Source organism: Martelella mediterranea DSM 17316, from assembly GCF_002043005.1.
GTDB lineage: Bacteria > Pseudomonadota > Alphaproteobacteria > Rhizobiales > Rhizobiaceae > Martelella > Martelella mediterranea.
In genome coordinates, this window is record NZ_CP020331.1 from 462,375 (window position 1) to 484,853 (window position 22,479).

Genomic DNA, 22,479 nt, shown 5'->3' on the forward strand with positions numbered 1-22,479 from the left:
ACAGGAAAAACCATGGTCAAGATCACCAAAGTCAAATCCGGCTCCATCTTCGAAACCAAGGAAAGCTATTCGCGCATCGTCTGCGTCGATGACTGGATCTTCGTGTCCAACACCGCCGGCCGCAACTACAAGACCCGCGAAATGTCGACCGATCCGGTCGAGCAGGCCCGCCAGTGCTTCGACAATATCGAGGGCGCGCTGAAGGCGGTCGACTCCTGCCTTGCCGATGTCGTCCAGTCGAAGATCTTCATCCCTTACGTCGAGGATGCCAAGGCGGTGATGGAATATGTCGGCGAGCGCTTCCGCGGCATCGATCCGCAGCGCACCGTGACCTGCTCGCCGCTCGGCGCGCCGGATTTCAAGGTCGAGATCGAAGTCACCGCCTATCGCGGCGCCTCCAAGGCAGAGGTCGAGGAAATCACCATCTCGCTCGGCTGACCACCGCGTTACAGCAATTCCAGATGAAGTGGATACCGGTTCACCGTCCGGAATTGCGTTAAAACAAAGAGATAGAACCTTTCCGCGTTTCCGTGAAATGCGGAAAGCTTCTAAAGCGCACTGCCGCTGCTGTCGCGGATTGCAAGTTCCGGCTCTATCATCGTAACGCGCGGAGAAGGCAGTTTGCCGGATGCCGCGATCAGCTTCAGAAGCCGTTCGATCGCAAGTCGTGTCAGGATATCGATCTCATAGCTCACGCTCGACAGCGGCGCGCTCAGGAATTCGCTCATTTCAAGATTATCGAAACCGATCAGCGCGACATCGTCGGGGACACGGAGCCCATGCTTCTGGCACCAGCGCACCGCGCCGACAGCGATATAATCATTGGCCACGAAAACGGCGGTGGGCCGGTTTGCTGCGGCCATCAGCGTATCCATCGCCCAGTAGCCGGCGGCCGGACCATAGCCCGCGGGCGAGACCTGCAACTCGGGATCGAAAGCAATGCCGGCGCTTGCAAGCGCCTGAACGTAGCCGTCGAATTTTTCATGATTGCCTTCGGAGGCATTGCTGTCGAGCGTGCCGATGCGTCGGTGCCCGAGATCGATGAAATGCCTTACGGCCTTGTAGACCCCGACTTTTTCGTCGACCCCGACCATATCCACGCCGATATCCTCGCCGCAGGTCAGCAGCACCACCGGAAAATTGGCCCGGCGCAGCTTGATCAGATGCTCGAAATTGCGATCGCCGCGCGCAGGGTAGATCAGCATGCCGTCAACCTGGCGCGAACGGAACATTTCGATGGCCGCGACTTCCTCGCGCCGCGTATTGTTGGAGGTCGCAAACAGCGTGCCGTAGCCGAGCTTCGCCAGTTCCTTCTCGATCATCCGCGAGGTTTCGGTGAGGATCGGGTTGGTGATATCGGCAAGCACGAGGCCGATGGTCTTGGTCTCGCGGCTGGTCAGCGATTTGGCGACGTGATTGGGCAGGTAGTTGAGTTCGCGCGCGGCGGTGCGGATGAGGTCACGCGTCGCCTCGGGAATGCGCGGGCTGTCGCGCAGGGCAAGAGAAACGGTGTTTTTGGAATAGCCGGTCCGGGCCGCGATATCGGCGAGCCGGGCCCCTGAATTGCCCATGCCTAACAGTCATCCTTTCTGCGGTGGGCCGCCGGCCCGAAGACCGGCAGGCTCGAATTCGTCTCAGCGGCCTTCGCGGTGAAGGCGATCGATCGCCTCGAACTGCAGGCAGCCGGGTTTCATTTCCATCAGTTCGATGCGGTTGCCGTCCGGGTCCTCAAGCCAGGCCTGACGGTTGCCGTCGAGCCCTTCCTTGATCGGCGACAGCAGCGTTATACCCGCTTCCTCGATGCGGGCAACCGTGCCGTCTAGGTCCTCGATCGTGAAGCACATGTGGTTGACGCCATTGGCGTTCCAGCCCGGCGCCCGGTCGTTTTCGGCGCCTGGGAAAATCTCCAGATACTGGTCGTCGGTGATCCTCAGATAGACCAGCCACGGCGTGCCGTCGTCATTGTGCAAACGCAGCATCTCCGGAAAACCCAGGCGTTTTTCATAATATTCCAGTGACTTTTCGAGGTCTGTCACCTTGATGGCGACATGCCCGATGTGAACGATACCCTTCATGAAATTCCTCCCACGCACACTTTCGAAGATAAGGACGACCCGGGCAAGGTGCAGTTCCCGGGATCGTATCCGGCCTGTAGTACCGGTAACACGGACAGGTTTTAGCCAAGCCGCATGACTTGTCAATGCCGTCTTCAGTCCCAGTCTGGCGCCCAGTCGAAATCGATATAGCGCCGGCCGCAATCGACCCTGGCGATCGTCGCCATATCCTCATCGCTCAACGTCACCGCCTGTGCGGCGAAATTGCTCTTCAGCCGCTCCGGCTTTCCCGACGCCGGGATAACCGCATGACCCTTGGCCATGGACCAGGCGAGCGCAAGCTGTTCGACGGTGCAGTTTTTCTCCGCGGCCAGCGGCTCCAGCACGGGGTCGCCCGCGAGCTTGCCCCTGGCAATCGGCAGGTAGCATGTGACGGAAATCCCATTTTCCCGGCAATAATCGGCCAGAATCCGGTTCTGGAGGTAGGGATGGCACTCGAACTGGTTGTTGACGATCCTGAGGCCTCCGAGCATCGACTGGGCCTCGGCAAGGAGAAGCCGGGTAAAATTCGAGACCCCGATCATTCGCGTCAGACCGGCCGCGTGCGCTTCCGCGATTTGCTCGACATAGGTCGAAAGCGCGACCTTGTTCTTCGGCGAGGGCCAGTGCAGCAGGGTGAGGTCGACCTGATCGAGGCCGAGCCGGTCAAGGCTCTGCCGGAGCGACGGCACCAGCATGCCGGGGCCGAAGTTCTCCGTGGAAATCTTGGTCGTGACGAACACGTCTTCCCGTTTCAGCCCGGATCGGCGAAGCGCCTCCCCGCATTCGCGCTCCGTGTCATAGGTCTGCGCGGTATCGATGTGCCGGTAGCCGATTTCCAGCGCCGTCAGGATCGCGTCGATACCGGCGGATCCCGTACGGTCGAACGTTCCGAGCCCCATCAAGGGCATACCGTATTGATTTCTCTTCATATTTCTCCTCCCCCTGTTCTTTCAACCGCTCCTCCGCCGCCGCCCGGCAATGCAGGCAACAACCGAAGCTTTTGCCGTGAAAGCGTGCTCGCCGATTTTCCCTGTTGACCGGAATACGAACATAGCCGTATGTTACCGGTAATACAACATTGATGGGAGCGATGTTGCAGGAAGCCGCGGACCCCGGCGCAAGGGGCAGGCGGAAAGGGAGGAACATGCGTATTCGGTGGAGCCGATGGTCGCCCCAGCTCGCGCTGGCGCCGGCGGTCATCATCACATTCGTCGCCTTTTTCGGGTCGATGCTCTGGACCATCTATCTGAGCTTCACCCGCAGCCGGCGGTTTCCGGATTATGCCATCGACTGGGGCGATTGGTCGCGTCAGTACGAGCGTCTGTTCAAGGATGACGCCTGGCTCATCTCGCTGAAAAACCTGCTGATTCTCGGTGTCGGCAGCACGCTGGCGATCGGCTTCGGTTTCATTCTCGCCTGCCTGATCAACGCCGAGAAGCGCGGGGAGGGCGTCTTCCGCACGGTCTTTCTTTATCCGCTCGCCGTGTCGCTGATCGTCACCGGCGTCGCCTGGCGCTGGCTGTTCGATCCGAGCCTCGGCCTGCAGAATTTCTTTCATTCGATCGGCATGGAATGGGTGCGGTTCGACTGGCTGTCCTCCGGCGATACCGCGATCTACGGCATCATTCTCGCCTCGATCTGGCAGGGCTCCGGCTTCTACATGGCGCTGATGCTGGCCGGGCTGAAGGGCATCAATTCGGAAATCTGGAGCGCGGCCAAGCTCGATGGCGTCGGCACGTTTCGCTTCTATATCGAGATCATCGTGCCGATGATGCGCTTCACCTTTCTCACTTGCGCCATCCTGCTCTCGCTCGGCGTGGTCAAGGCCTATGACATCGTGGTCGCCATGACCAATGGCGGACCGGGGCAATCGACCTATGTGCCGGCCTATTTTACCGTCAACGCCTACTGGCAGAAATCCAATCTCGGCTATGCCTCCGCCGCTGCGGTCATCATGCTGCTGATCACCCTCGCCGTGTTCCTGCCGCTAGTGATGCTGACGGCCTGGCAGCAGCGCCGCAAGGGGAGCCCCGCATGACGCTTCCGACAGATGCCGGACCGACAGCGCCGTTTCCCGCGGCAAGGCCGCGCGCGGTGACCGATCGCCCGGTCTATTTTCCCCGGCCGAAGAAACGGATCAGTCCGCGGTCGATCGCCATCCTGGTTTTCCTCGTCATGTGCGCTGCGTTCTTCTGCCTGCCGCTCTACGTCATCGTCGTCACCTCGCTGAAGACCATGGACCAGATCCGGCTCGGCGACATTTTCGCGCTGCCGACGACATGGACGCTTCAGCCCTGGCTGACGGCGTGGAACGATGCCTGTTCCGGGATCAACTGCAACGGGCTCAAGGTCGGCTTCGTCAATTCGCTGATGATCCTGTTTCCCTCGTTGATCCTGTCGCTCGCGGTTTCCTCGGTGACCGGCTATGCGCTGGCGCTGTGGAATGTGCGCTGGGCCGGGCCGTTCATGTTCCTTCTGTTCATGTGTGCCTTCGTGCCCTTCCAGATCATCATGATCCCGCTGATCGTGCTGTCGGGCCTCGTCAAGGTCTATGGCACGGTCTGGGGCATCGCGATCGTCCACGCAATCCTGTCGCTCCCGCTGCTGACCCTGATCTTCCGGAACTATTACAAGGACATACCCGACGAGATCATGCGCGCGGCGATGATGGATTGCGGCTCGTTCTGGCGGGTGTTCGTCGAGATCATCATTCCGATGTCCGGCAATATCCTGATCGTGGTGCTGATCATGCAGATCACCCACATCTGGAACGACTTCCTGGTCGGACTGACATTCGGCGGCCTCGGCACCCAGCCGATGACCGTCATTCTCGCCAATGTGGTGATCACCACCACCGGCGAGGTCCGTTACAACGAGAACATGGCGGCAGCGCTTCTGACCGCAATCCCGCCGCTCGTCATCTATTTCTTCCTCGGCAAGTTTTTCGTGCAGGGGATCACTGCCGGCGCAATCAAGGGATAATCCATGCCTGAGATCCGTTTCGAACACATCGTCAAGGATTACGGCGCGCTGACCGTGCTGGACGATCTCAATCTTTCCGTCGATGACGGCGCCTTCCTGGTGCTGCTCGGCCCGTCCGGCTGCGGCAAGACCACGCTTTTGAACCTGCTTGCCGGGCTCATCGAGGTTTCCGACGGCCGCATCACCATTGGCGGGCGCGACGTTACCGAGCTTGATCCCAAGGACCGCGGCCTCGCCATGGTGTTCCAGTCCTACGCGCTCTATCCGACCAAGACGGTGCGCGGAAACCTGAAATTCGGCCTTGCGGCGGCCAAACTCCCGAAGGAGGAGGTCGACAAGCGCATCGCCTGGGCTGCGAAGCTGTTGCAGATCGAGCCGCTGCTCGACCGCAAACCGGCCCAGCTTTCCGGCGGCCAGCGCCAGCGCGTCGCGATCGGCCGGGCGCTGGTGAAGAATGTCGGCGTGTTCCTGTTCGACGAGCCGCTGTCCAATCTCGACGCCAAGCTGCGCACCGAAATGCGCCTGGAGATCAAGAAGCTCCATGACGAGCTGAAGTCGACCATCGTCTACGTCACTCACGACCAGATCGAGGCGATGACGATGGCAACCGAGATCGCGGTGATGAATGGCGGCGTCATCCAGCAATTCGGTACGCCGGACGAGATTTACGAGCGCCCGGCCAATCTGTTCGTCGCCGGCTTCATCGGCGCGCCGTCGATGAACATGCTGGAGGCGACGCTGACGTTTGAGAACGGTCGCGTCGGCGCGCGGCTTGCCGATGCGGAGGGCTTCTTCGATCTCAGCGACCACGGTTTCGCGGAGCCGCCTTCCGATGGCCGAAAGGTCGTTCTCGGTCTCAGGCCGGAACATTTCGGGCCGCCCGGGGCGGCATCGACGGGCCAGGCCTTCACCTTCTCGCTGCCGCTGCAATATGGCGAGCGCACGGGATCGGACTCGACCGCCTATTTCAGCATCGGCGGCCGGCTGCTTGCGGTGCGCTGCGATCCGTCCGAACTGGCCGCCGTGCGGACCGGCGAGATTTCGGAAATCGGCTTCCTCAAGGGGAAAGTCCATGTCTTCGACGCCCATACCGGGCGGCGATTGTAAGCAACATCTTTGGGAGGAACGAGATGTACAGGAAATCGCTTTTGGGGCTCGCCGGCGCCCTCATGATGGGCACGGCCCTCAGCGCCTCGGCCGAGGAGCTCATCGTCTATCACGGCTGGTCGACGCCGGGAGAGGTCGGCGCGCTGAACGTGTTGCGCGATGCGCTGGCCGAACAGGGCATTACGTGGAAGGATCTGGCGATCCCGCACAATTCGGGCGTCAATGTCAGCCTCGTCAATATGGTGACCGGCGGCAACCCGCCGAACGCCTTCGTCGAATCCAACCCCGGCGTCTATCGTGACCTCGCCGATCGCGACCTGTCGTTGGACCTGACCGATCTCTACAATTCCACCGACATCGCCGCCAATCTGGCGCCGATCGTGCGCGAGCTTTCGACGGTCGACGGCAAGTTCGTCAAGGTGCCGGTGGCGCTGCATCTCGACGGCATGGTGTACTGGAACATGGACGTTGCCCAGAAGGCGGGCGTCGATCCGGCATCCTGGACCTCGGTCGATGAGATGCTTGGCGATTTCGACAAGGTCCGCGCGGCGGGCTTCGCGCCGGCGGCCGTCGGCAGCCAGGCGTTTCAGGTCGGCTACCTGACCCATGCGATGATCGCCGCGATCGCCGGTCCCGACATCTATAACCGCATCTACGGCCCCGAGCCGGATATTACCGCCATCGACACGCCGGAATTCGCCAAGGCCGTCGAAGTGGTCCGCGCCTTCTCGAAGGAAGCCGGGCCCGAAGCCCAGAACCGGCCCTGGAACGAGATCACCAACCAGGTGATCACCGGCAAGGCGCTGATGCACATCATGGGAGACTGGATGAAGGGCGAATGGAAGGCGGCCGGCAAGGTTCCGGGCGTCGATTTCGGCTGCATCGTCATCCCCGGTGCCAAGGCCGTGCCGGTGACCTCGGATGCCTTCGGCCTTCTCGGCGGGCAGTCCGAAGAGGCGACCGAGGCCGAATATACCTTCGCCAAGACGGCGCTTTCGCCGGAAGTCTCCGGTGAATTCGCCCAGAAGAAGGGGTCGTCCCCCGCCCGCCTCGATGCGCCGGCGGACCTGCTCGATGTCTGCAACGAGGTCGTGATCGACCAGCTCAAGGTTCCGGACGGGACGGTTCAGAACCCGTTCAACACCGCCGACAGCGACTGGCACCACGCCATATGGGATGTGATGTTCGCCTTCTGGAGCGACCAGGACATGACCGTGGATGACGTACGTGCCGACCTCGCCGATGAATACGACGCGATCTTCGGCTGAGGCCGGGAGCCTTTCCACCGGATCGGGACCGGCGCGGTGGCCGCACCGGTCCAACACGAGAGAGACACCAATGGACAAGCGCCTTCTCGACGAAGACAAGGTCATGCAGCTTTGCTTCGTCACCGACAATCTTGAAAAATCGACCGCCTGGTTCGCCGATCTCACCGGCAAGGAACCGGCCCATATCGGCAAGTCGGCCAAAGCCGATATCGCCCAAGCGACCTATATGGGAAAGCCCGCCGAAATCACCTTCCGCCTCGCTCGGGTAACGTTCCAGTGCCTGGTGCCGGCATAATCGAGGCCGAAATCCACTTAACGAAACGCCCGAAACTGTTCAGGCAAACCGAGTCACCTCAAACCACTCCAAAATTACAATATTATATTTTTATAATACTTGTTATATTGATTTTATATCCATCATGCGCTCTCCTTTATAAACGTTTAACACTTTGGGAGCATGTCGATGAACAGCAGAGCCGGACGCTTTACACAACTGGTCACAGGATGGCTGCTGACCTCGACGGTCATAATACTGCCAGGCACAACCGGCGCGGCCCGGGCCGATGATGAATGCGGGCAGGCGACCGGCGCCATCGTGACATGTGACGCCGGCACCTATTCCGACGGCGTACACTATCAGTCCGACACCAGTCTTGCTCTATACTTCATCAACCCGGACACCGTTATCGATGGTGATGTCTCGCTTGCCGTTACAGGCGCCGGACAGGATGCAGGCGTCGAAATGCCGGGGATCAAAGCCCTCAGCGGAGACATTTCCGTCAGTTCCTTTGCCGGAGATGCCTCTGCAAAACTGAACGAAATCCTCACGCCGACAGACAGCGTGCGTCAAATCAATGTCTCGTCGACGCAGGCAAGCGCCTCAATTTCCCTTAATCCGACTGCGCTTCTGAGCGTTAATCTTTCACATTACAACCTTAATGCGCGTTCTGATTCCAGCGCGGGCGGATCGGCCAAAATAGAAATTGATAATTCCGACGGGACGAATACGTTTTCCCTCGTAGCTAAAGGCAACAACGCGATAACATCCGAAACGACTGGCAATGGCGATGCTATCATCGTATTTGACAACGGAACGGCGCCCATGCCCTATGGAAGAATACTTGTCGATGAGTTTGACGATACCGCGATACTGGCAAGCGCCACAGGCTCCGGTAATGCCATCATTTCAGTACAAGACCTTTTTTTATTGAGTGGAGGCGTCGATCCTGATCAAAATTACTTGCTGGCGCAGACAGGGGAGAACAATTTACTTGGCGACGCAACCATCAACGTCAATGGCAACACCTTTTTTGATGGACCTGGCAATCTGAAGGCTGATTCTGCCCATGGGGATGCCAGCATTGTGTTGAGTGCCAATCCCGGTCTCTTTATCCAAATCAACGCCCCCCTGAGCCTCGTCGCTCTTGCCCCTGAAGGCACCGCGTCCGTCGGCCAAACGGGCGGTCTTGGCCCTGTGCAACTTAACTCATTCTATCAAACCGACGCTGTTATCCTGGCAAAAGGAAAGCAGGCGGCGGTAACCCTGGCCGACCTGGAACTCGACGCGACCACAGCCACCGGTTCAGTCACAACGGAACTCATTGGCGTCAAAGCCGAGAGCGCCACGCCCGGACTTTCCACAGTCGGGCTTGCCGGCGAAATTTCCGTCGGAAATCTGAACTATGAAAACGTAAAGGCTGTTCAATATAACGGTACGGGCGCGATCTCGGCCGCCCGGATTAAAGCCATGGGTACCACTGCCTCCGGCATATGGGTTGATGTCGACACAAAAGCAGCCGACCCGAATGTGACTTTCTCCGAAAATACTTCACTGGTCGTCGACGGCAGGTATCCTTCCGGCATCGTTCTGGCGATGGTGCCCGATTCCGCTGCTGCTCTCGATCTTGAAAACGGCTCAATTCTGGTGTCGACCAAGAAATACCCGAGCGACACCCCCCTTACGCCGGCCGCAATCGTGACCATGAAAAATTCAGACGCCGCCGGCGGTGATTATGCCGTCAAAATTGATGTCGGCGCGCAAATGGCAATCGGTGAGATCAAACATTATCTGGAAGAGCAGTCGATCCTTTACAGCGTATTGAACAAGGTCGATGCGGCAGGGGCCCGGATCACGCTCAGCAATACGGGGCAGGTTTTCGGCCACGCGATGATGGGAGGCGGCGCGTCGGATTTTACGTTTTCAGGCGGCAGTTTTACCGGCAATATCTACGGCGACTATGACGAGATCAACGGGCAATCCTCCGACACGCAAAATCAAGGCAGCGACGATTTCACCTGGACAGACGGCGTATTGACCGGCGATTTCTATGGCCAGGGCGGCAATGATACGGCGACCCTTGTCAATATCGGCGACGCGCTCTTCGGCAAGCAGTATATAAAGTTTGACGGCGGCGATGACATTGACACATTTGTCCAGTCGGACGGTTCGCTTTCCGTTTCCGACATCATCGCTGGTCCGGCCGATGTTCTTGTGGTCATGAATTTCGAGATCGGCAGCATCAGCTCCGGCGGGCGGACGACCCTTTCCGGGGCCGGCTTCGCCCTGAACGGCTACGCGCATCAGCCGGACGAGGCGTTTTTCAACGACCGCTACGGGGACCTGATCGTCAGGGAGGGCAGCGCCATCGTCATTTCTCCCGATGACGCCGGCGCTTTTGAACTTGCAGCCAATGTCCATATCGACGACGCCGACAGCAGCCTCGCCGTTTCCGGCGCCTCTCATGTCAACCTCGCCGGTAACCTTCACAATCGCGGTCTGCTGTCGCTGGCAAACGGCAAAACCGGAGAAACCCTCACAATCGGCAGCAGCGAGACAGCCGCCGCCTGCGATTGCGAGGGCAGCCGTATTGCGCTCGACATCAACCTTTCAGCCGGCGAAGCGGATACAGTCATCTTCGCCGGCGAGGTCACGGGCAAGGTCGCCCTTGAGCTCGCTGATATCGGCGGCATCGCAAGCGGCGCGGGGCTGACGCTCGTGCGCGCCGCCGATGGCGTGCGGCTTGCCCCTGAAGCCTTCAGCCTGGCGGATGGCAGACAGCCTGTTTCGGAAGACCGGGTTTTTGAGCTCCGTCATGTTGTCGACGATAACGGCGAGAGGATCGATCTTGTTGTGGCCGGTTCCCGGCCCTGACTTGCCTCAACGAGTCCAGCCTTCGGCGCTCGACCGTGGCCGAGCGCGCCCGCGAAGAGAAGGGCTACTAGACGGTCGGCGGCTGCGGCGGCAATATCGCCTGGCACACCGAAAACGACACGCTCGAGATCGCCGACAAGGATATCCTGTTGCGCGATATCAAGGTCTATCTTTTGGTCGTCCTGCGCGACGCTAACGCCGGAAACCGTTTCGATCTGACGCCGGTGCGGGGCGAGGCCGAAGCGCTTAAGGCGGCGCTCGTTGCCTTTTACGACGGCATTGCCGCTGGAGACATCAAGCCTGCAGCGGCTAACCATGTCATCCAGAGGCTCGCCCGAATTTTCGTGCCGCTGAACTTCATGCGCGAGCAACGCTTCCGGCACGATCCGGCGATCCCGGCGCTCCCTTTGCCTTGCCCCGGGCCCGCGCCAACAGCAGGCGGCGCCGCGTCGCGTGAATAGCCGGCCGGAACTGGCGCCGCTATTTCTCCTGCGCATCGCGCCAGGCGATATACTCGTCGTAAACCGCGTCGCTGAGGGGATAATAGCGCTGCAGGTCGGCCCCCTGGGAGAGGCGCAATCTGGAAAACTCTTCCCATTCGGCATGCCCCCCTCCGGCTTCGATCAGCTTTTCGGCGAGCGCGATCGGCACAACGACGGCGCCATCGTCATCGGCGATGATGATGTCGCCCGGCATGACGAATGCGCCGCCGCAGGCGACCGGCACGTTGACCGCATAGGGCACGATGTCGGTCTGGGCGTGATAGTTTGGCGTCACGCCATTGACCCATATGCCGAGGTCGAGTTTCTTCGCCGGCCCTGAATCGCGGATACAGCCGTCGATCACAACGCCCTGTCCGCCGCGGCCCTTGAAGTAGGTCAGCATCATCTCGCCGAAAATACCGCTCGACATATTGCCGCGCGCGTCGACGACGATCATGTCGCCGGCCTGGGCCGGATACATCACCTCGCGATGGAGCTGAAGTTCGGGATTGTCGTATTCGCCGCCGGCAAACAGGTCCTCGCGCTTGGGCATGAACTGCAGGGTCAGGGCCGGCCCGGCAACCCGCTTGCCCGCGACCAGCGCCTTTGGCCCCGCGATGTGACAATTGCGCAGACCCATGAGGTTGAGCTCACTGCTGGCGGTGGCTGTACCGATCGCGGCCAGCGCATCGCAAAGCTCTCGGCTCGGGCGCTTGATATCGTCGTATTTCATAGGTTGATCCTGTCTGCGGAGTGGGAGGGCATGCGTTGGTGCGGTTCTATTTCAGGCGGTCGCCGGTTTCGGCGCTGAACAGTTTGATCTGCTCGGCATCCGGTACGATCTGAAGCATCGTGCCGCTGCGCTCCGAGATACGTTCGCGGAAGACGGCGACCACCTGATGGCCCGCGAATTTGAGGGAAACCTGGGTTTCCGAACCGGTCGGCTCGACGGTCACGATCTCGCCGGCGAGGCCATTCTGTTCGAGGCGAAAATGCTCCGGGCGTATGCCGAGCGTGACCGGGCGGTTGGCGGCGCTTTCCGGCACGTTCGGGCCGAGCGCGATCATGGTGCCGTCATCGGCGATGAAATCGCCGCCTCTCACCGTGCCGGACAGCATGTTCATGCTCGGCGAACCGATGAACCGGGCGACGAAGGTATTGGCGGGTTCATCGTAAAGTTCAAGCGGCGTGCCGATCTGCTCGATGTTGCCGCCGTTCATAACCACGATCCGGTCGGCCATGGTCATGGCCTCGATCTGGTCATGGGTCACGTAGATAATGGTTGTCGTCAGGCGCTGATGCAGCGCCTTGATCTCGGTGCGCATGGCCACGCGCAACTGTGCGTCGAGATTGGAAAGCGGCTCGTCGAACAGGAACACCTGGGGGTCGCGGACGATGGCGCGGCCCATCGCCACGCGCTGGCGCTGGCCGCCGGAAAGCGCGCGCGGATAACGATCGAGCAGGTTTTCCAACCCGAGAATCTGGGCGGCGGCGCGCACCCTTCTATCGATCTCGGCCGGGCTGGTGCGGGCAAGCTTGAGCGAAAAGCCCATGTTCTTTGCGACGGTCATATGCGGATAGAGCGCATAGGACTGGAACACCATGGCAATATCGCGCTCCTTTGGATGGAGGTCGTTCACCACCTTGCCGCCGATCCGGATCTGTCCGCTGGAGATTTCCTCCAACCCGGCGATCATGCGCAGCAGCGTAGACTTTCCGCATCCCGAGGGGCCGACGAGAATGACGAACTCGCCGTCCGCGATATCGATGTCGATGCCATGCAACACCTCCAGAGCGCCGTATGATTTGCGGACATCGTCGATTTTCACCGTGCCCATGGGCGTCGTCTCCTTTGCAAGTCTGGCTGTCCCGTCATCGCGTCAATCGTCCCAGGCGGGAGCCTTGTCGGGATCGATCATCCGTTCGCCCCGGTCGAGCGCGCGAAGGGCGCTCACCTCGTCCGTGTCGAGCGTGACCGAAAGGGCGGCATGATTGTCCCGCAGCCGACCGGCATTGGACGAGGCGGGGATGACGATATGACCCTCGCCCATCAGGAAGGCGAGCGAGATCGTCGCGGCCGTCACATTGTGGCGTGCCGCGATCTCCCGCAGCACGGGGTCGTCGCTCACGCGGCCCTTGGCGAGCGGCATATAGGCCGTCAGCGGCAGGCCGCGCGATCGCGCGTAATCGCAGAGCCTCGGGCTTTGCAGGAAGGGGTGCAGTTCGACCTGGTTGGTTGAAAGAACGCCGCTACCGATCGCCGTTTCGGCACGTTTCAGGTCGGCGATGGGAAAGTTGGACACGCCGATCCTTGCCGCCCAGCCGCGCGCCCTGGTTTCGGCCAGCGCCTCCATATAGTCAGCGAAGGGCACGGCGTCCCTGGCCGAGGGCCAGTGGATCAGCAGCAGGTCGATGCGGTCGAGCGCCAGGGTTTCGAGGCTTTTCTCGACGCTTGGCAGAAAGTCTCCCCTGGCGAGATTGGTGTCGGCGACCTTCGTCGTGATGAAAAACGCATCGCGTGGAAGGCCTGAGCGTTCAACCGCCTTGCCGACATTTTCCTCCGTGCCATAGCTTTGCGCGGTGTCGATATGGCGATAGCCGATCTCGATCGCGTCGAGCAGGGCGCGCAGTCCATCGTCGCCCGTGCGTCCGAAGGTGCCGAGGCCAAGCTGAGGTATGCCGTTTACGGTTCTGTTGTGCATGGGTTTCCTCCTCATCCCTTGGTGGCGCCGGCCATGATGCCGCCGACGAACAATCGTTGCATGGACAGGAACAACACCGCGATCGGCACGGTCATGATCATCGAGGCGGCCATGACGGCGCCCCAATCGGTGTTGAATTCCGTTGTGAATTCGGCAAGTCCGATCGGCAGCGTTTTCACCGAGGAATCGGTGGCGAAGCACAGCGCGAAGATGAACTCGTTCCAGGTGGTGACGAAGGCATAGACCATGACCGCGACAAGACCGGGGACCGAAAGCGGCAGGGTGATGCGGAACAGCACGCCGAGACGCGAGGCGCCATCGATGATCGCTGCCTCCTCAAGCTCGACCGGGATCGCCTTGAAGTAGCTGGTCAGCATCCACACCGACAAGGGCAGGGTGATGATCATGTAGACCAGGATTAGCCCCAGATAGGTGTTCACCAGCCCGAGATAGCGCAGCGTGACGAACAGCGGCACGATGATCGCGGCCGTCGGCAGCAATTGTCCGACCAGCACGAAGGACTGGTAGTATGGCTTGCCCTTGAAGTTGAACCGGGCAAAGCCGTAGGAGGCAAAAACCGCGAGGATCAGCGCCAGCAGGGTGGAGCCGACCGAGATGACGACGCTGTTCAGAAAATAGCGCGGGATATTGCTGTCGAACAGAACGGTCTTGTAGTTGCCAAGCGTCGGGGTGTGCGGGATCCATGTCGGGGGAACCGTATAGAGTTCACGCAGCACCTTGATCGATGAAATCCCCATCCACAGAAACGGGAAAAGGCAGACGCTGATGACGAGCAGGGACGAAATCAGAATGATGACGCGGGCGAGCGGCGACGTTCTCATCGGGCCACCTCGTCATTGGAGGACAGGAACCGGATGTAGACGGCGACGATCGCCATGGCGACCACGAAGAAGATCAGCGAGAGTGCCGCGGCCTGATTGAACTGGAAGGATTCAAAGGCCAGGCGGAAAATCTGGATCGGCGTGATCAGGGTGAGGTTCGCCGGTCCGCCGCGCGTGATCGCATAGATCGTGGTGATATGGTTCAGCCCCCAGATCACCAGCAGCAGCGTCACCGCGATGATGACCGGGCGCACCTGCGGCAGGGTGATATGGATGACCTCGTCCCAGAATGTCGCGCCATCGACGCGGGCGGCCTCGTAGAGATCCTTGGGAATGGACTGCAGGCCCGCCAGAACCATGATGGCGACAAAGGGGAACAGCTTCCAGACATTGATGGCGATCATCGCCGGCATGACGGTATTGGGATTGGTGAGCCATCCGATCGGCTGGTCGAGCACGCCGGCAGAGGTCATCATGTAGTTGATGATGCCGAATTCGGTATGAAACATCCATGCCCAGGTGGTGGCAGCGACGATGCCGGGAACGACCCAGGGAATGACGGCAATGGCGCGCACCGCGCCGCGGCCGCGAAATTCCTGGTTGAGCAGGATGGCGGTCGCGGTGCCGAGCACGACCTGGAACACGATGGATCCGCCGACCCACCACAGCGTATTGACAAAGGCCTGCGGCGTGGCGCGCGAGCGCAGCACGTTGACGAAATTGGAGGAGCCGACATAGTTGCCGCGAATATCGGTCACGCTCAGGATCCCGGTATAGATCACCGGATATGCGATCAGCAGCAAGAGAACGATGAGCGCCGGCAAGGCGAACAGCAAACCTGTCGGGGGCCGTTTCATGGATCATCTCCGAAAAGACGCATTCAGTATTCCCCGGGGCGAGACGCCCCGGAGGTCGGTTCAAAAGGAAATATCGATTACTGATCGAGAAGCGCCTGGATATCCTGGGCGGCCAGATCCATCGATTCCTGCGCGGTCTGCTGTCCGAGAAGGATGCGCTGAATGCCGTCGAAATAGGCCTGGGTGATCTGCACCCAGTTCTTGTGGATCGGCAGCGGACGGGCATAAGGCAGCATGTCCTTGTAGACCTGGAGAAGCGGCGTGTTGAAGCGCTCCATGTCCATGGCGGATTTGCGGGCCGGGAAGGTATCCGTGTAGTTGCCCATGTTCTCGGTTTCGGTGAGGAACCGGATCAGCGTCTTGGCGTCTTCGGGATTGCCGGCGTCTTTCGGAATGACAAAGCTCCAGCCGGCGAGAATGCCCGAAGTATCCTTGCCTTCCGGATGCGGCGTCATCATCACGCCGATATCGATATCCGGATTTTCCTGTTGGATCGAAGCGAGGTCGAACTGGCCGGACTGATACATCGACACCGTGTCTGCGATGAACAGGCGGCGATTGGCGGTGCCGTCGTTTTCCAGCGTCGAGGAGGGCGAGGAGCCGTCCTTGTAGAAATTGGTCCAGTATTCGACGGCCTCGACCGCCGCCGGCTCGTTGACGGTCGCCTTGGTCAGGTCATCGGAGACGATCGTGCCGCCATTCATCCAGATGAAGGGAAGGGAGCGATAGAGCGTATTGCCCACCTCGCCGCCGCCGGTAATGGCGAAGCCGAACTTGCCGTCGCCGGTCAGCGTCCTGGCGGTTTGCGTCAGTTCGTCCCAGGTTTTCGGCGGGCTGTCGGGATCGAGGCCGGCCGCGGTGAAATCGCCGCGGTTGTAGATCACCGCCATGGTCTCGATGCGGTAGGGAATGGCGTAAAGTTCGCCGTCATAGGTCACGTAGTCGAGCGCCGCCTTGACGAAATCATCCTTGTCCTCGATGACGTCGCCGAGCGGCTGTACCAGATCAGCCTCGGCGTAGCCGTTCACCCACGGGCTCTGCACATCGATGATGTCGGGCGCGGAGCCGGACATCAGCGTCGTCAGGATACGCTGCGGCAGGCCGTTCGTGGTCGTGATCTCGAGATTGAGCGTGATGTCGGGATGCGCCGCCTCGAACGCGGTCTTGAGCTTCTGGGCCCGTGCCTCGTTGAAGTTGGGTGTCCACCAGGTGACTTCGCCGGCAGCAGCCATTCCCGATGCCAGCGTCAACGCCGACACCGAAGCGGCGATCAGCGCCGTCAGTTTAATCGCGGTCTTGGTCATGTTTCCTCCAATGCCGCGGCCTCCGCCGCAGCTCCTCGCGGCGTTGGCCGCTCATCTCCCTCGCGGTCGCGCGCCACGCATGGCCTTTCGCATCCGCTGTCCTCCTGCCGTCTTTCGACGACGATTTGCCTGAAGGAGCTCGCCGCTCTCGACCCATTTGCCTGAAAGCGAATGGTCCGCCGTCGTGCGGCGTGTCGCGAACAACCGGGGCAAAGCCCCGTCTCCTCCCAGGTTCAGATCGGAACGTCAATTCACATTTGAACTGAACCAGTTCGCAATTTAACTATGCCGCTGAACTGACGATGAGTCAAGTCGGCCGGGGCGACCCGCGTTCGTCGCTCTAAAGAATTGAAAAAATTATTATTTATTGATTTCAGGCGGGCGTCGCACGCGCGGCTGGCGGGGAAAATCAGTACACGCGCGCGACCTCGCGACCGTCATCGATGGATGATGCCGAGACTCCGGTCCGGATCGTCATGACGTTTCCGGCCGCTTCCATTTGCGCCGATCGCCTAATCCTTGGAGGAAAGGGTTTGCGCGCCGGTGGCGATCCCCTTGGTATTCATCGACCCGTCGAAGAGCGGCACGTCATAGGGCTCGTAGGGGAAATTGGCGCAAGCCTCCTCGATGAGCTCGACGCCGAGGCCGGGGGCGGTCGGCGCCAGCAGGTCGCCATTGTCGAATTGCAGGGTTTCCCTGACCAGCGACTTGCGCCAGGGCACGTCGATGGAAACCGTTTCGAAGATCGCGAAATTGGGAATGGCGACGGAGGTGTGCAGGGTCATCGCATTCATCACCGGGCCGACGGGATTGTGTGGCGCCAGCGGGATGAGATGCGCATGCGCCAGATGGGCGATGCGTTTGGTTTCCGAAAGCCCGCCGAAATGCGAAACGTCGGTCTGCAGCACGTCGACAGCGTGTTTTTGCAACGCCTCGAGAACCTTTCCCGGCTCGAACCAGCGCTCGCCGGCCGCGATTTCGACCGGCGAGTTGGCGCGCACCTCGGCCAGCGCATCGATACTTTCCGGCGGCGTCGGCTCCTCGATCCATCTGAGGTCGAAACGCGCGAGCTCCCGGCACATGGCGATCGCGGTCGGCACGTTCAGCCGGCCGTGCACGTCGAGCATAAGGTCGATCTCCGGGCCGACGGCATCGCGCACTGCGGCGACGATATCGATGGTTTCCCGGCGCTGCCTGCGACTCATTTCAAGATCGGCGACGTCGAATGGGTCCCATTTCAGGGCGCGATAACCCATCTTCACCGCCTCGCGGGCGCGCTCGGCATAGTCCTCCGGCTTCGTCGCGCCGAAAAACCAGTGATTGGCGTAACACTGTATGCGATCCCGGTACTTTCCGCCCAAGAGCTCGAACACCGGCACGCCGAGCGCCTTTCCCTTTATATCCAGAAGCGCGGCATCGATCGCGCCCAGCGCCGTGCGGAACACCGCGCCGGTGCGCCAGTAACTGTCGCGGTGCAACTGCTCGATGATCGCATCGCTTTGAAATGGATCGCGGCCGATGAGCGCGCGTTCCAGTTCCCTGAGCGCGGAAACGATGGTTTCGGTTTTCCATTCCAGCGTCGCCTCGCCCACGCCGTCTATGCCGTCATCGGTGTAGAGCTTGACGAAGACGAAATTGGTGCGCGACACATTGGCGACGAAGACGTTCAGCCCGGTTATTTTCATGTCCTGATGCCTTGCTTGAATGCTTGCTGCGGCCGCCGCCGGCGTGCCGGCCAGCAAGGTTCCAGACCGTCTGGCTTCGCGACGTCTTTCAGTTTACGCTGGCGCGGCTTCGGATAGTCGGGGGTCCTGCCATGATCGCGCGGCGAGCCCGGCTGCTGCATGGTGACTTGCGGTGCGATGACTGGCTGTTTCGTTGTCCTCCGCCCATGGTCCTGTCCGTGCGGGCGATGCCATGCTTGCCGGCCTCCCAACCAGCTCAATTCATATATGAACTTTTGCAGTTCAATAAATAATGCTATAGGCAGTTTCCATCAAAAGTCAATCGAGCTGAGGGCCCATGGAAGAACTGGCTGAACCCGCCGAACAGAAGAATACCGTTCCCGTGATCGACCGGATGATGGAGGTTCTGGGACAGCTTGAACGCCGCCCGGACGGGAGCAACATTCGCGAGCTCACGCAGGATCTCGGCCAGCCGCGCACGACCGTCTATCGCATCCTGAATACGCTGCAGCATCACAACATGGTGCGCCGCGATGAGGACGGCTTCTACTATCTCGGCGATCGGCTGTTGCGGCTTGCCTCGCATGTGGCGGGCGGCGGCGGGCAGGTGGATATCGCGGCCCTTGGCCAGCCGGTGCTCGACAAGCTGGCCGACGAGATCGGCGAGAGCTGCAAGCTTTCCGTGCTCGACGATCAGGGCCTGCTGGTCATCGCCGTTTCCCAGGGGCGACGGGAGTATGCGCTGGCGGTGACGCCGGGCCAGCGGATGCCGGTTCATGTCGGCGCTGCCGGGAAGCTTCTGCTTGCGCATCTGAGCGAGGACGAATTGCAGGACCGGTTCGCCCGTCCGCTGGTTGCGCTCACGCCGAAGTCGATCACCGATCCGCGTCGTCTGCGGCGCGAGCTTTCGCGGATCCGCAAGCAGGGTTGGGCGCAGGATGCCGGCGAGCACATGCTGAGCATCCAGGCTGTGTCTGCTCCGGTATTCGACCGATCCGGCAAGATGATCGCCGCCATAAGCGTTCCCTTCCTGAAAGGCACGGACCAGCAGCGGATCGACGAGATCCGCGAGGCGGTGCTGACGGCGGCCGAAGGCCTGAGCGTTGCCCTGAAGGGCCAGGCCGCCCAATGAGGATTACCGATCTCAAATGCGCCGTGATCGGCCAGCATCCGGTCGTGCGTATCGTCACCGACGAGGGTATTTCGGGCTATGCGCAGGCGGAGTTCTGGAAGCCTTATCTCAAACGCCATATTCTCGATTTCCGCGATATTCTGATCGGCGAAGACCCCACTTTGGTCGAGCGCACCATGCTGAAAATCCGCCAGCGCGGCAGCTTCAAACCAGCCGGTGCTGCCGTCAGCACCATCGAGATGGCGCTTTGGGATATCGCCGGAAAGGCGGCCGGTCTGCCGGTTCACCGTCTGCTGGGCGGCAAGGTGCGCGACCGGGTGCGGGTCTATAATGGCGGCGTGCGGTTTCCGATGGCCGGACACGGGCCGGAGGACTACGCCGAGGATACGCGGAAGATGCTGGCCTCGCCTGAAGGCTTTACCATTATCAAACAGCCGATTGCGTTCCACTCGGACATGAAACGGAAAGTGCCCGATTTTTACTACGGCGAGTCGCGTGCGAGCGAACTCCATGGCGCGCTCGATCGCGGGCCGATAACCGAGCGCGGCCTGGCGCATGCCATCGATTGCGTGGCGGCGATGAAGGAGGTGACCGGCGACCGGGTCGGTCTGGCGCTTGATTGCGGGCCGGGCTGGATGCTCGCGGATGCGCAGCGTTTCGCGCGCCGCGTCGAGGGTTTCAACCTGATGTGGCTGGAAGATCTGCTCACGGGAGACTACACGCCCTATGTCAATGCCGGGGTCTACCGCGAACTCACGCGGTCCTCGCCGACGCCGATCCATACCGGCGAGCAGATCTATCTGCGGCAGAATTTCAAGGAATTGATCGAAACCCAGGCCGTCCATGTCATCGGTCCCGATCCGGCGGATGTCGGCGGGCTTGCGGAATTGAAATGGATTGCCGAATTCGCCGATCTTCACGGCATCACCATCGCCCCCCACGGAACCGCGAACGGTCTTCTGGGACTTGCCGCCCTGGTACAGGTTTGCGCCACGCTGCCGTTCAATTTCATCGCCTTCGAATATCCGGTCGCAACGCCGGACTGGTGGGCGGATATTGTCGAAGGGCTGCCCGATCCGATCGTGCGGGACGGCATGATCACGGTTTCCGACCGCCCCGGCATGGGAGTGGACCTGATCCCCGAACGAGCGCTGGAACATATGGGGGAGGGCGATCGCGGGTTCTTCGACTGACGCAATGACCCCGCGCTCCTGCTGATGCGGTTTTTCAGGAGCACAACCCCATGTCGTCAGAAAGCGGCGAGCCAGCGTGGCGCCGGTGTTGCCTGGACCGCGTTATTGTGTCGTCCCCATGCATCCCTCGACGGGTATGACAAGCAGGGTAAGTTCCGCCTGTCCCGCCCGGCCGACCGGCAGGCGCGCAACGGGTTGGGGAACCTTCGGCAGGCATGACAGGGCCTTCCCGTTCTTTGCCCAGGCTTTCTCGCTGGCCACGATGACAAGTCCCTGCCTGCCGGCAAGACGCGGATCCGACCGTGTGGCAAATCCCCGCTTGTCCCGTCCCAGAACAAGCACGGGCGCGATTTCCCCCATTGCGAGATCCAGCTTTCCGGCCTCGGCCCAGTCCAGCCCCGCGACTGCGGGCCCGTCCGGCATCCCGATATTGAGCGGCGTGAGGACCTCCGCCACCGGAGACCAGTCGATCAGGTCCTCGGTCGGATCATGCAGGGAGGACGCCAACCGGTGCAGCGCTCCCGAGGCGCCGAACACGGCGGCGACCGTCAAGAGCGCGAGCGTCAGAACTGACGTCGCGATCGCATAGCGGATGGATGGCCGGACGCGGTGGCTCATCCGAGCGCCCAGCAAAGGAAAGATAAACAGCCACCCCGGCATCGGCCAATGCGGCAAACCGCTTCCGCTCCAGAGCGCCTGAAGCGTTGTGTAACCGATCGCCGGAACGGCGAGGGCAAGGCAAAACAGCTCTTTTTCCGTTCGCCCCTTTCGAAGGGCGTGAAGGGCCGCACCCATGAGCGGGAACGCGATCCACGGACCCAGCCAGACGATCTGCCCGAGAACCATGCGGGCAAAGGCCCAGGGCGAAAACTGCGGGTTGCCGCGCCCGGCCTGGAAACGCAACGATGCCCAGTCATGCTGAACATTCCAGACCAGCACGGGCGAAATGACAACCAGGCCCACTAGGCAGGCAACATATGGACCTGCCGTTGACAACTGCCGCCGATGCCGCGTCGCGATCACAAAGAACACAAGGCCGGCGAGCGTGAAAAGCGCTGAATATTTCGCGAGGCCCGCCAGACCGAACAGCCCGCCCGCGAGGATCCACCAAGATATCGTGGGCTCTTTGTCACCGGGTGACGGGAAAAGGATCCTTGCCATGACCTGTGCGGCGCAGGCCAGGAAGAAAAGAAGGGGACCATCCGGCACGATCCAGGCGCCGGCCGAGACGAGAAAGAACAGCGACAGGTTGAGGAAAAGGACGGAGAAGACCGCCGCTACGCCGCCGAACAGGCGCTCGGTCAGGCAGAAGATCGACCACGACGTCGCCGCAAACAGCAGGACCGTGGGAATGCGCACCGCCCAGCTCCATCCGAAGAGAACGCCTGCCGCGTGGGCGATCCAGTAGTGCAAAGGCGGGTGGTCAAAATATGACAGTGCGAGAAGCCGCGACTGGCCGATCGTATAGCTTTCATCGATGCCGAAGCCGAGCGCATAGGCCCACACAAGACGCACCAGCGTGAAGGCGAGCACGATCGCGAAAGCGATGCGTCGCGGCGATGCGGTGAGCTTTTCGGATAGCGTTTCGACGGAAAAGGGGTGGGCAGACTGTTGTCTTTCAACGGCACTGCCGCCCGCCTTGCCATTGCCCGGGCGCGCTGGCGTTACCATCGCGCAG

21 protein-coding genes are annotated in these 22,479 nt (G+C 61.0%); 10 read left to right on the top strand and 11 right to left on the bottom strand.

Annotation, left to right across the window (positions count from 1 at the left end):
• Positions 1-12 precede the first annotated feature (12 nt).
• Positions 13-438, top strand: a complete 426-nt coding sequence (locus tag Mame_RS23885) for a RidA family protein (RefSeq protein ID WP_018064076.1) — start codon at positions 13-15, stop codon at positions 436-438.
• A 110-nt stretch (positions 439-548) separates the two neighbouring features.
• Here Mame_RS23885 and Mame_RS23890 read toward each other — a convergent pair whose 3' ends face one another.
• From Mame_RS23890 to Mame_RS23900, 3 genes are all read right to left on the bottom strand, one after another.
• Positions 549-1,571 carry a LacI family DNA-binding transcriptional regulator gene (locus Mame_RS23890; RefSeq protein ID WP_018064077.1) on the bottom strand — a complete coding sequence of 341 codons (1,023 nt, stop codon included), beginning with the start codon at positions 1,569-1,571 and terminating at the stop codon, positions 549-551.
• A 63-nt stretch (positions 1,572-1,634) separates the two neighbouring features.
• Positions 1,635-2,075 carry a VOC family protein gene (locus Mame_RS23895; protein ID WP_018064078.1) on the bottom strand — a complete coding sequence of 147 codons (441 nt, stop codon included), beginning with the start codon at positions 2,073-2,075 and terminating at the stop codon, positions 1,635-1,637.
• A 134-nt stretch (positions 2,076-2,209) separates the two neighbouring features.
• Positions 2,210-3,025 carry an aldo/keto reductase gene (locus tag Mame_RS23900; RefSeq protein ID WP_026173354.1) on the bottom strand — a complete coding sequence of 272 codons (816 nt, stop codon included), beginning with the start codon at positions 3,023-3,025 and terminating at the stop codon, positions 2,210-2,212.
• A gap of 215 nt (positions 3,026-3,240) precedes the next feature.
• Between Mame_RS23900 and Mame_RS23905 the strand changes: the two genes are divergently transcribed.
• The 7 genes from Mame_RS23905 (at position 3,241) to Mame_RS23935 (ending at position 11,065) form a co-directional block, all read left to right on the top strand.
• Positions 3,241-4,134, top strand: coding sequence for a carbohydrate ABC transporter permease (locus tag Mame_RS23905; protein WP_018064080.1), 894 nt, complete (start codon positions 3,241-3,243; stop codon positions 4,132-4,134).
• Entirely contained in the window at positions 4,131-5,078 is a 948-nt protein-coding gene (locus Mame_RS23910; RefSeq protein ID WP_018064081.1) for a carbohydrate ABC transporter permease, read from the top strand. Before Mame_RS23905 ends, Mame_RS23910 begins: the two co-directional genes overlap by 4 nt.
• A gap of 3 nt (positions 5,079-5,081) precedes the next feature.
• Positions 5,082-6,185 carry an ABC transporter ATP-binding protein gene (locus Mame_RS23915; RefSeq protein ID WP_018064082.1) on the top strand — a complete coding sequence of 368 codons (1,104 nt, stop codon included), beginning with the start codon at positions 5,082-5,084 and terminating at the stop codon, positions 6,183-6,185.
• Positions 6,186-6,208: 23 nt separating this feature from the next.
• Positions 6,209-7,453 (top strand): ABC transporter substrate-binding protein, encoded by a 1,245-nt coding sequence (locus Mame_RS23920; RefSeq protein ID WP_018064083.1) that lies wholly within the window; start codon positions 6,209-6,211, stop codon positions 7,451-7,453.
• Between the two features lie 70 nt (positions 7,454-7,523).
• Complete coding sequence (locus tag Mame_RS23925; RefSeq protein WP_018064084.1) at positions 7,524-7,748, top strand: hypothetical protein; 225 nt, start codon at positions 7,524-7,526, stop codon at positions 7,746-7,748.
• A 168-nt stretch (positions 7,749-7,916) separates the two neighbouring features.
• A complete protein-coding gene (locus Mame_RS23930; protein WP_018064085.1) occupies positions 7,917-10,604 on the top strand; it encodes a hypothetical protein in 2,688 nt (895 codons plus the stop codon).
• A 149-nt stretch (positions 10,605-10,753) separates the two neighbouring features.
• Entirely contained in the window at positions 10,754-11,065 is a 312-nt protein-coding gene (locus Mame_RS23935; RefSeq protein ID WP_018064086.1) for a hypothetical protein, read from the top strand.
• A 19-nt stretch (positions 11,066-11,084) separates the two neighbouring features.
• Here the strand turns inward: Mame_RS23935 and Mame_RS23940 are convergent, their stop codons facing one another.
• The 7 genes from Mame_RS23940 to Mame_RS23970 all read right to left on the bottom strand — a co-directional run bounded on the left by Mame_RS23940 (position 11,085) and on the right by Mame_RS23970 (position 18,476).
• Entirely contained in the window at positions 11,085-11,819 is a 735-nt protein-coding gene (locus Mame_RS23940) for a ribonuclease activity regulator RraA (protein ID WP_018064087.1), read from the bottom strand.
• A gap of 46 nt (positions 11,820-11,865) precedes the next feature.
• On the bottom strand, positions 11,866-12,924 hold the full coding sequence (locus Mame_RS23945) for an ABC transporter ATP-binding protein (RefSeq protein ID WP_018064088.1): 1,059 nt from the start codon (positions 12,922-12,924) through the stop codon (positions 11,866-11,868).
• Positions 12,925-12,966: 42 nt separating this feature from the next.
• Positions 12,967-13,788 (bottom strand): aldo/keto reductase, encoded by an 822-nt coding sequence (locus Mame_RS23950; protein ID WP_018064089.1) that lies wholly within the window; start codon positions 13,786-13,788, stop codon positions 12,967-12,969.
• Positions 13,789-13,799: 11 nt separating this feature from the next.
• On the bottom strand, positions 13,800-14,630 hold the full coding sequence (locus tag Mame_RS23955) for a carbohydrate ABC transporter permease (protein ID WP_018064090.1): 831 nt from the start codon (positions 14,628-14,630) through the stop codon (positions 13,800-13,802).
• On the bottom strand, positions 14,627-15,487 hold the full coding sequence (locus tag Mame_RS23960; RefSeq protein WP_033409755.1) for a carbohydrate ABC transporter permease: 861 nt from the start codon (positions 15,485-15,487) through the stop codon (positions 14,627-14,629). The genes Mame_RS23955 and Mame_RS23960 overlap by 4 nt, the downstream gene beginning before the upstream one ends.
• Positions 15,488-15,564: 77 nt before the next feature.
• The gene (locus tag Mame_RS23965; protein ID WP_018064092.1) at positions 15,565-16,791 is read right to left on the bottom strand and encodes an ABC transporter substrate-binding protein; all 1,227 of its coding nucleotides are present in this window, start codon (positions 16,789-16,791) and stop codon (positions 15,565-15,567) included.
• Between the two features lie 512 nt (positions 16,792-17,303).
• Entirely contained in the window at positions 17,304-18,476 is a 1,173-nt protein-coding gene (locus Mame_RS23970; RefSeq protein WP_033409808.1) for a mandelate racemase/muconate lactonizing enzyme family protein, read from the bottom strand.
• A 337-nt stretch (positions 18,477-18,813) separates the two neighbouring features.
• Here Mame_RS23970 and Mame_RS23975 point away from each other — a divergent pair, with 337 nt between their 5' ends.
• Entirely contained in the window at positions 18,814-19,608 is a 795-nt protein-coding gene (locus Mame_RS23975; protein ID WP_018064094.1) for an IclR family transcriptional regulator, read from the top strand.
• Positions 19,605-20,801 carry a mandelate racemase/muconate lactonizing enzyme family protein gene (locus Mame_RS23980; RefSeq protein WP_018064095.1) on the top strand — a complete coding sequence of 399 codons (1,197 nt, stop codon included), beginning with the start codon at positions 19,605-19,607 and terminating at the stop codon, positions 20,799-20,801. The genes Mame_RS23975 and Mame_RS23980 overlap by 4 nt, the downstream gene beginning before the upstream one ends.
• A gap of 102 nt (positions 20,802-20,903) precedes the next feature.
• Here the strand turns inward: Mame_RS23980 and Mame_RS23985 are convergent, their stop codons facing one another.
• Positions 20,904-22,472: an ArnT family glycosyltransferase gene (locus Mame_RS23985; protein ID WP_018064096.1), complete on the bottom strand. Its 1,569-nt coding sequence runs from the start codon at positions 22,470-22,472 to the stop codon at positions 20,904-20,906.
• Positions 22,473-22,479: the final 7 nt, after the last annotated feature.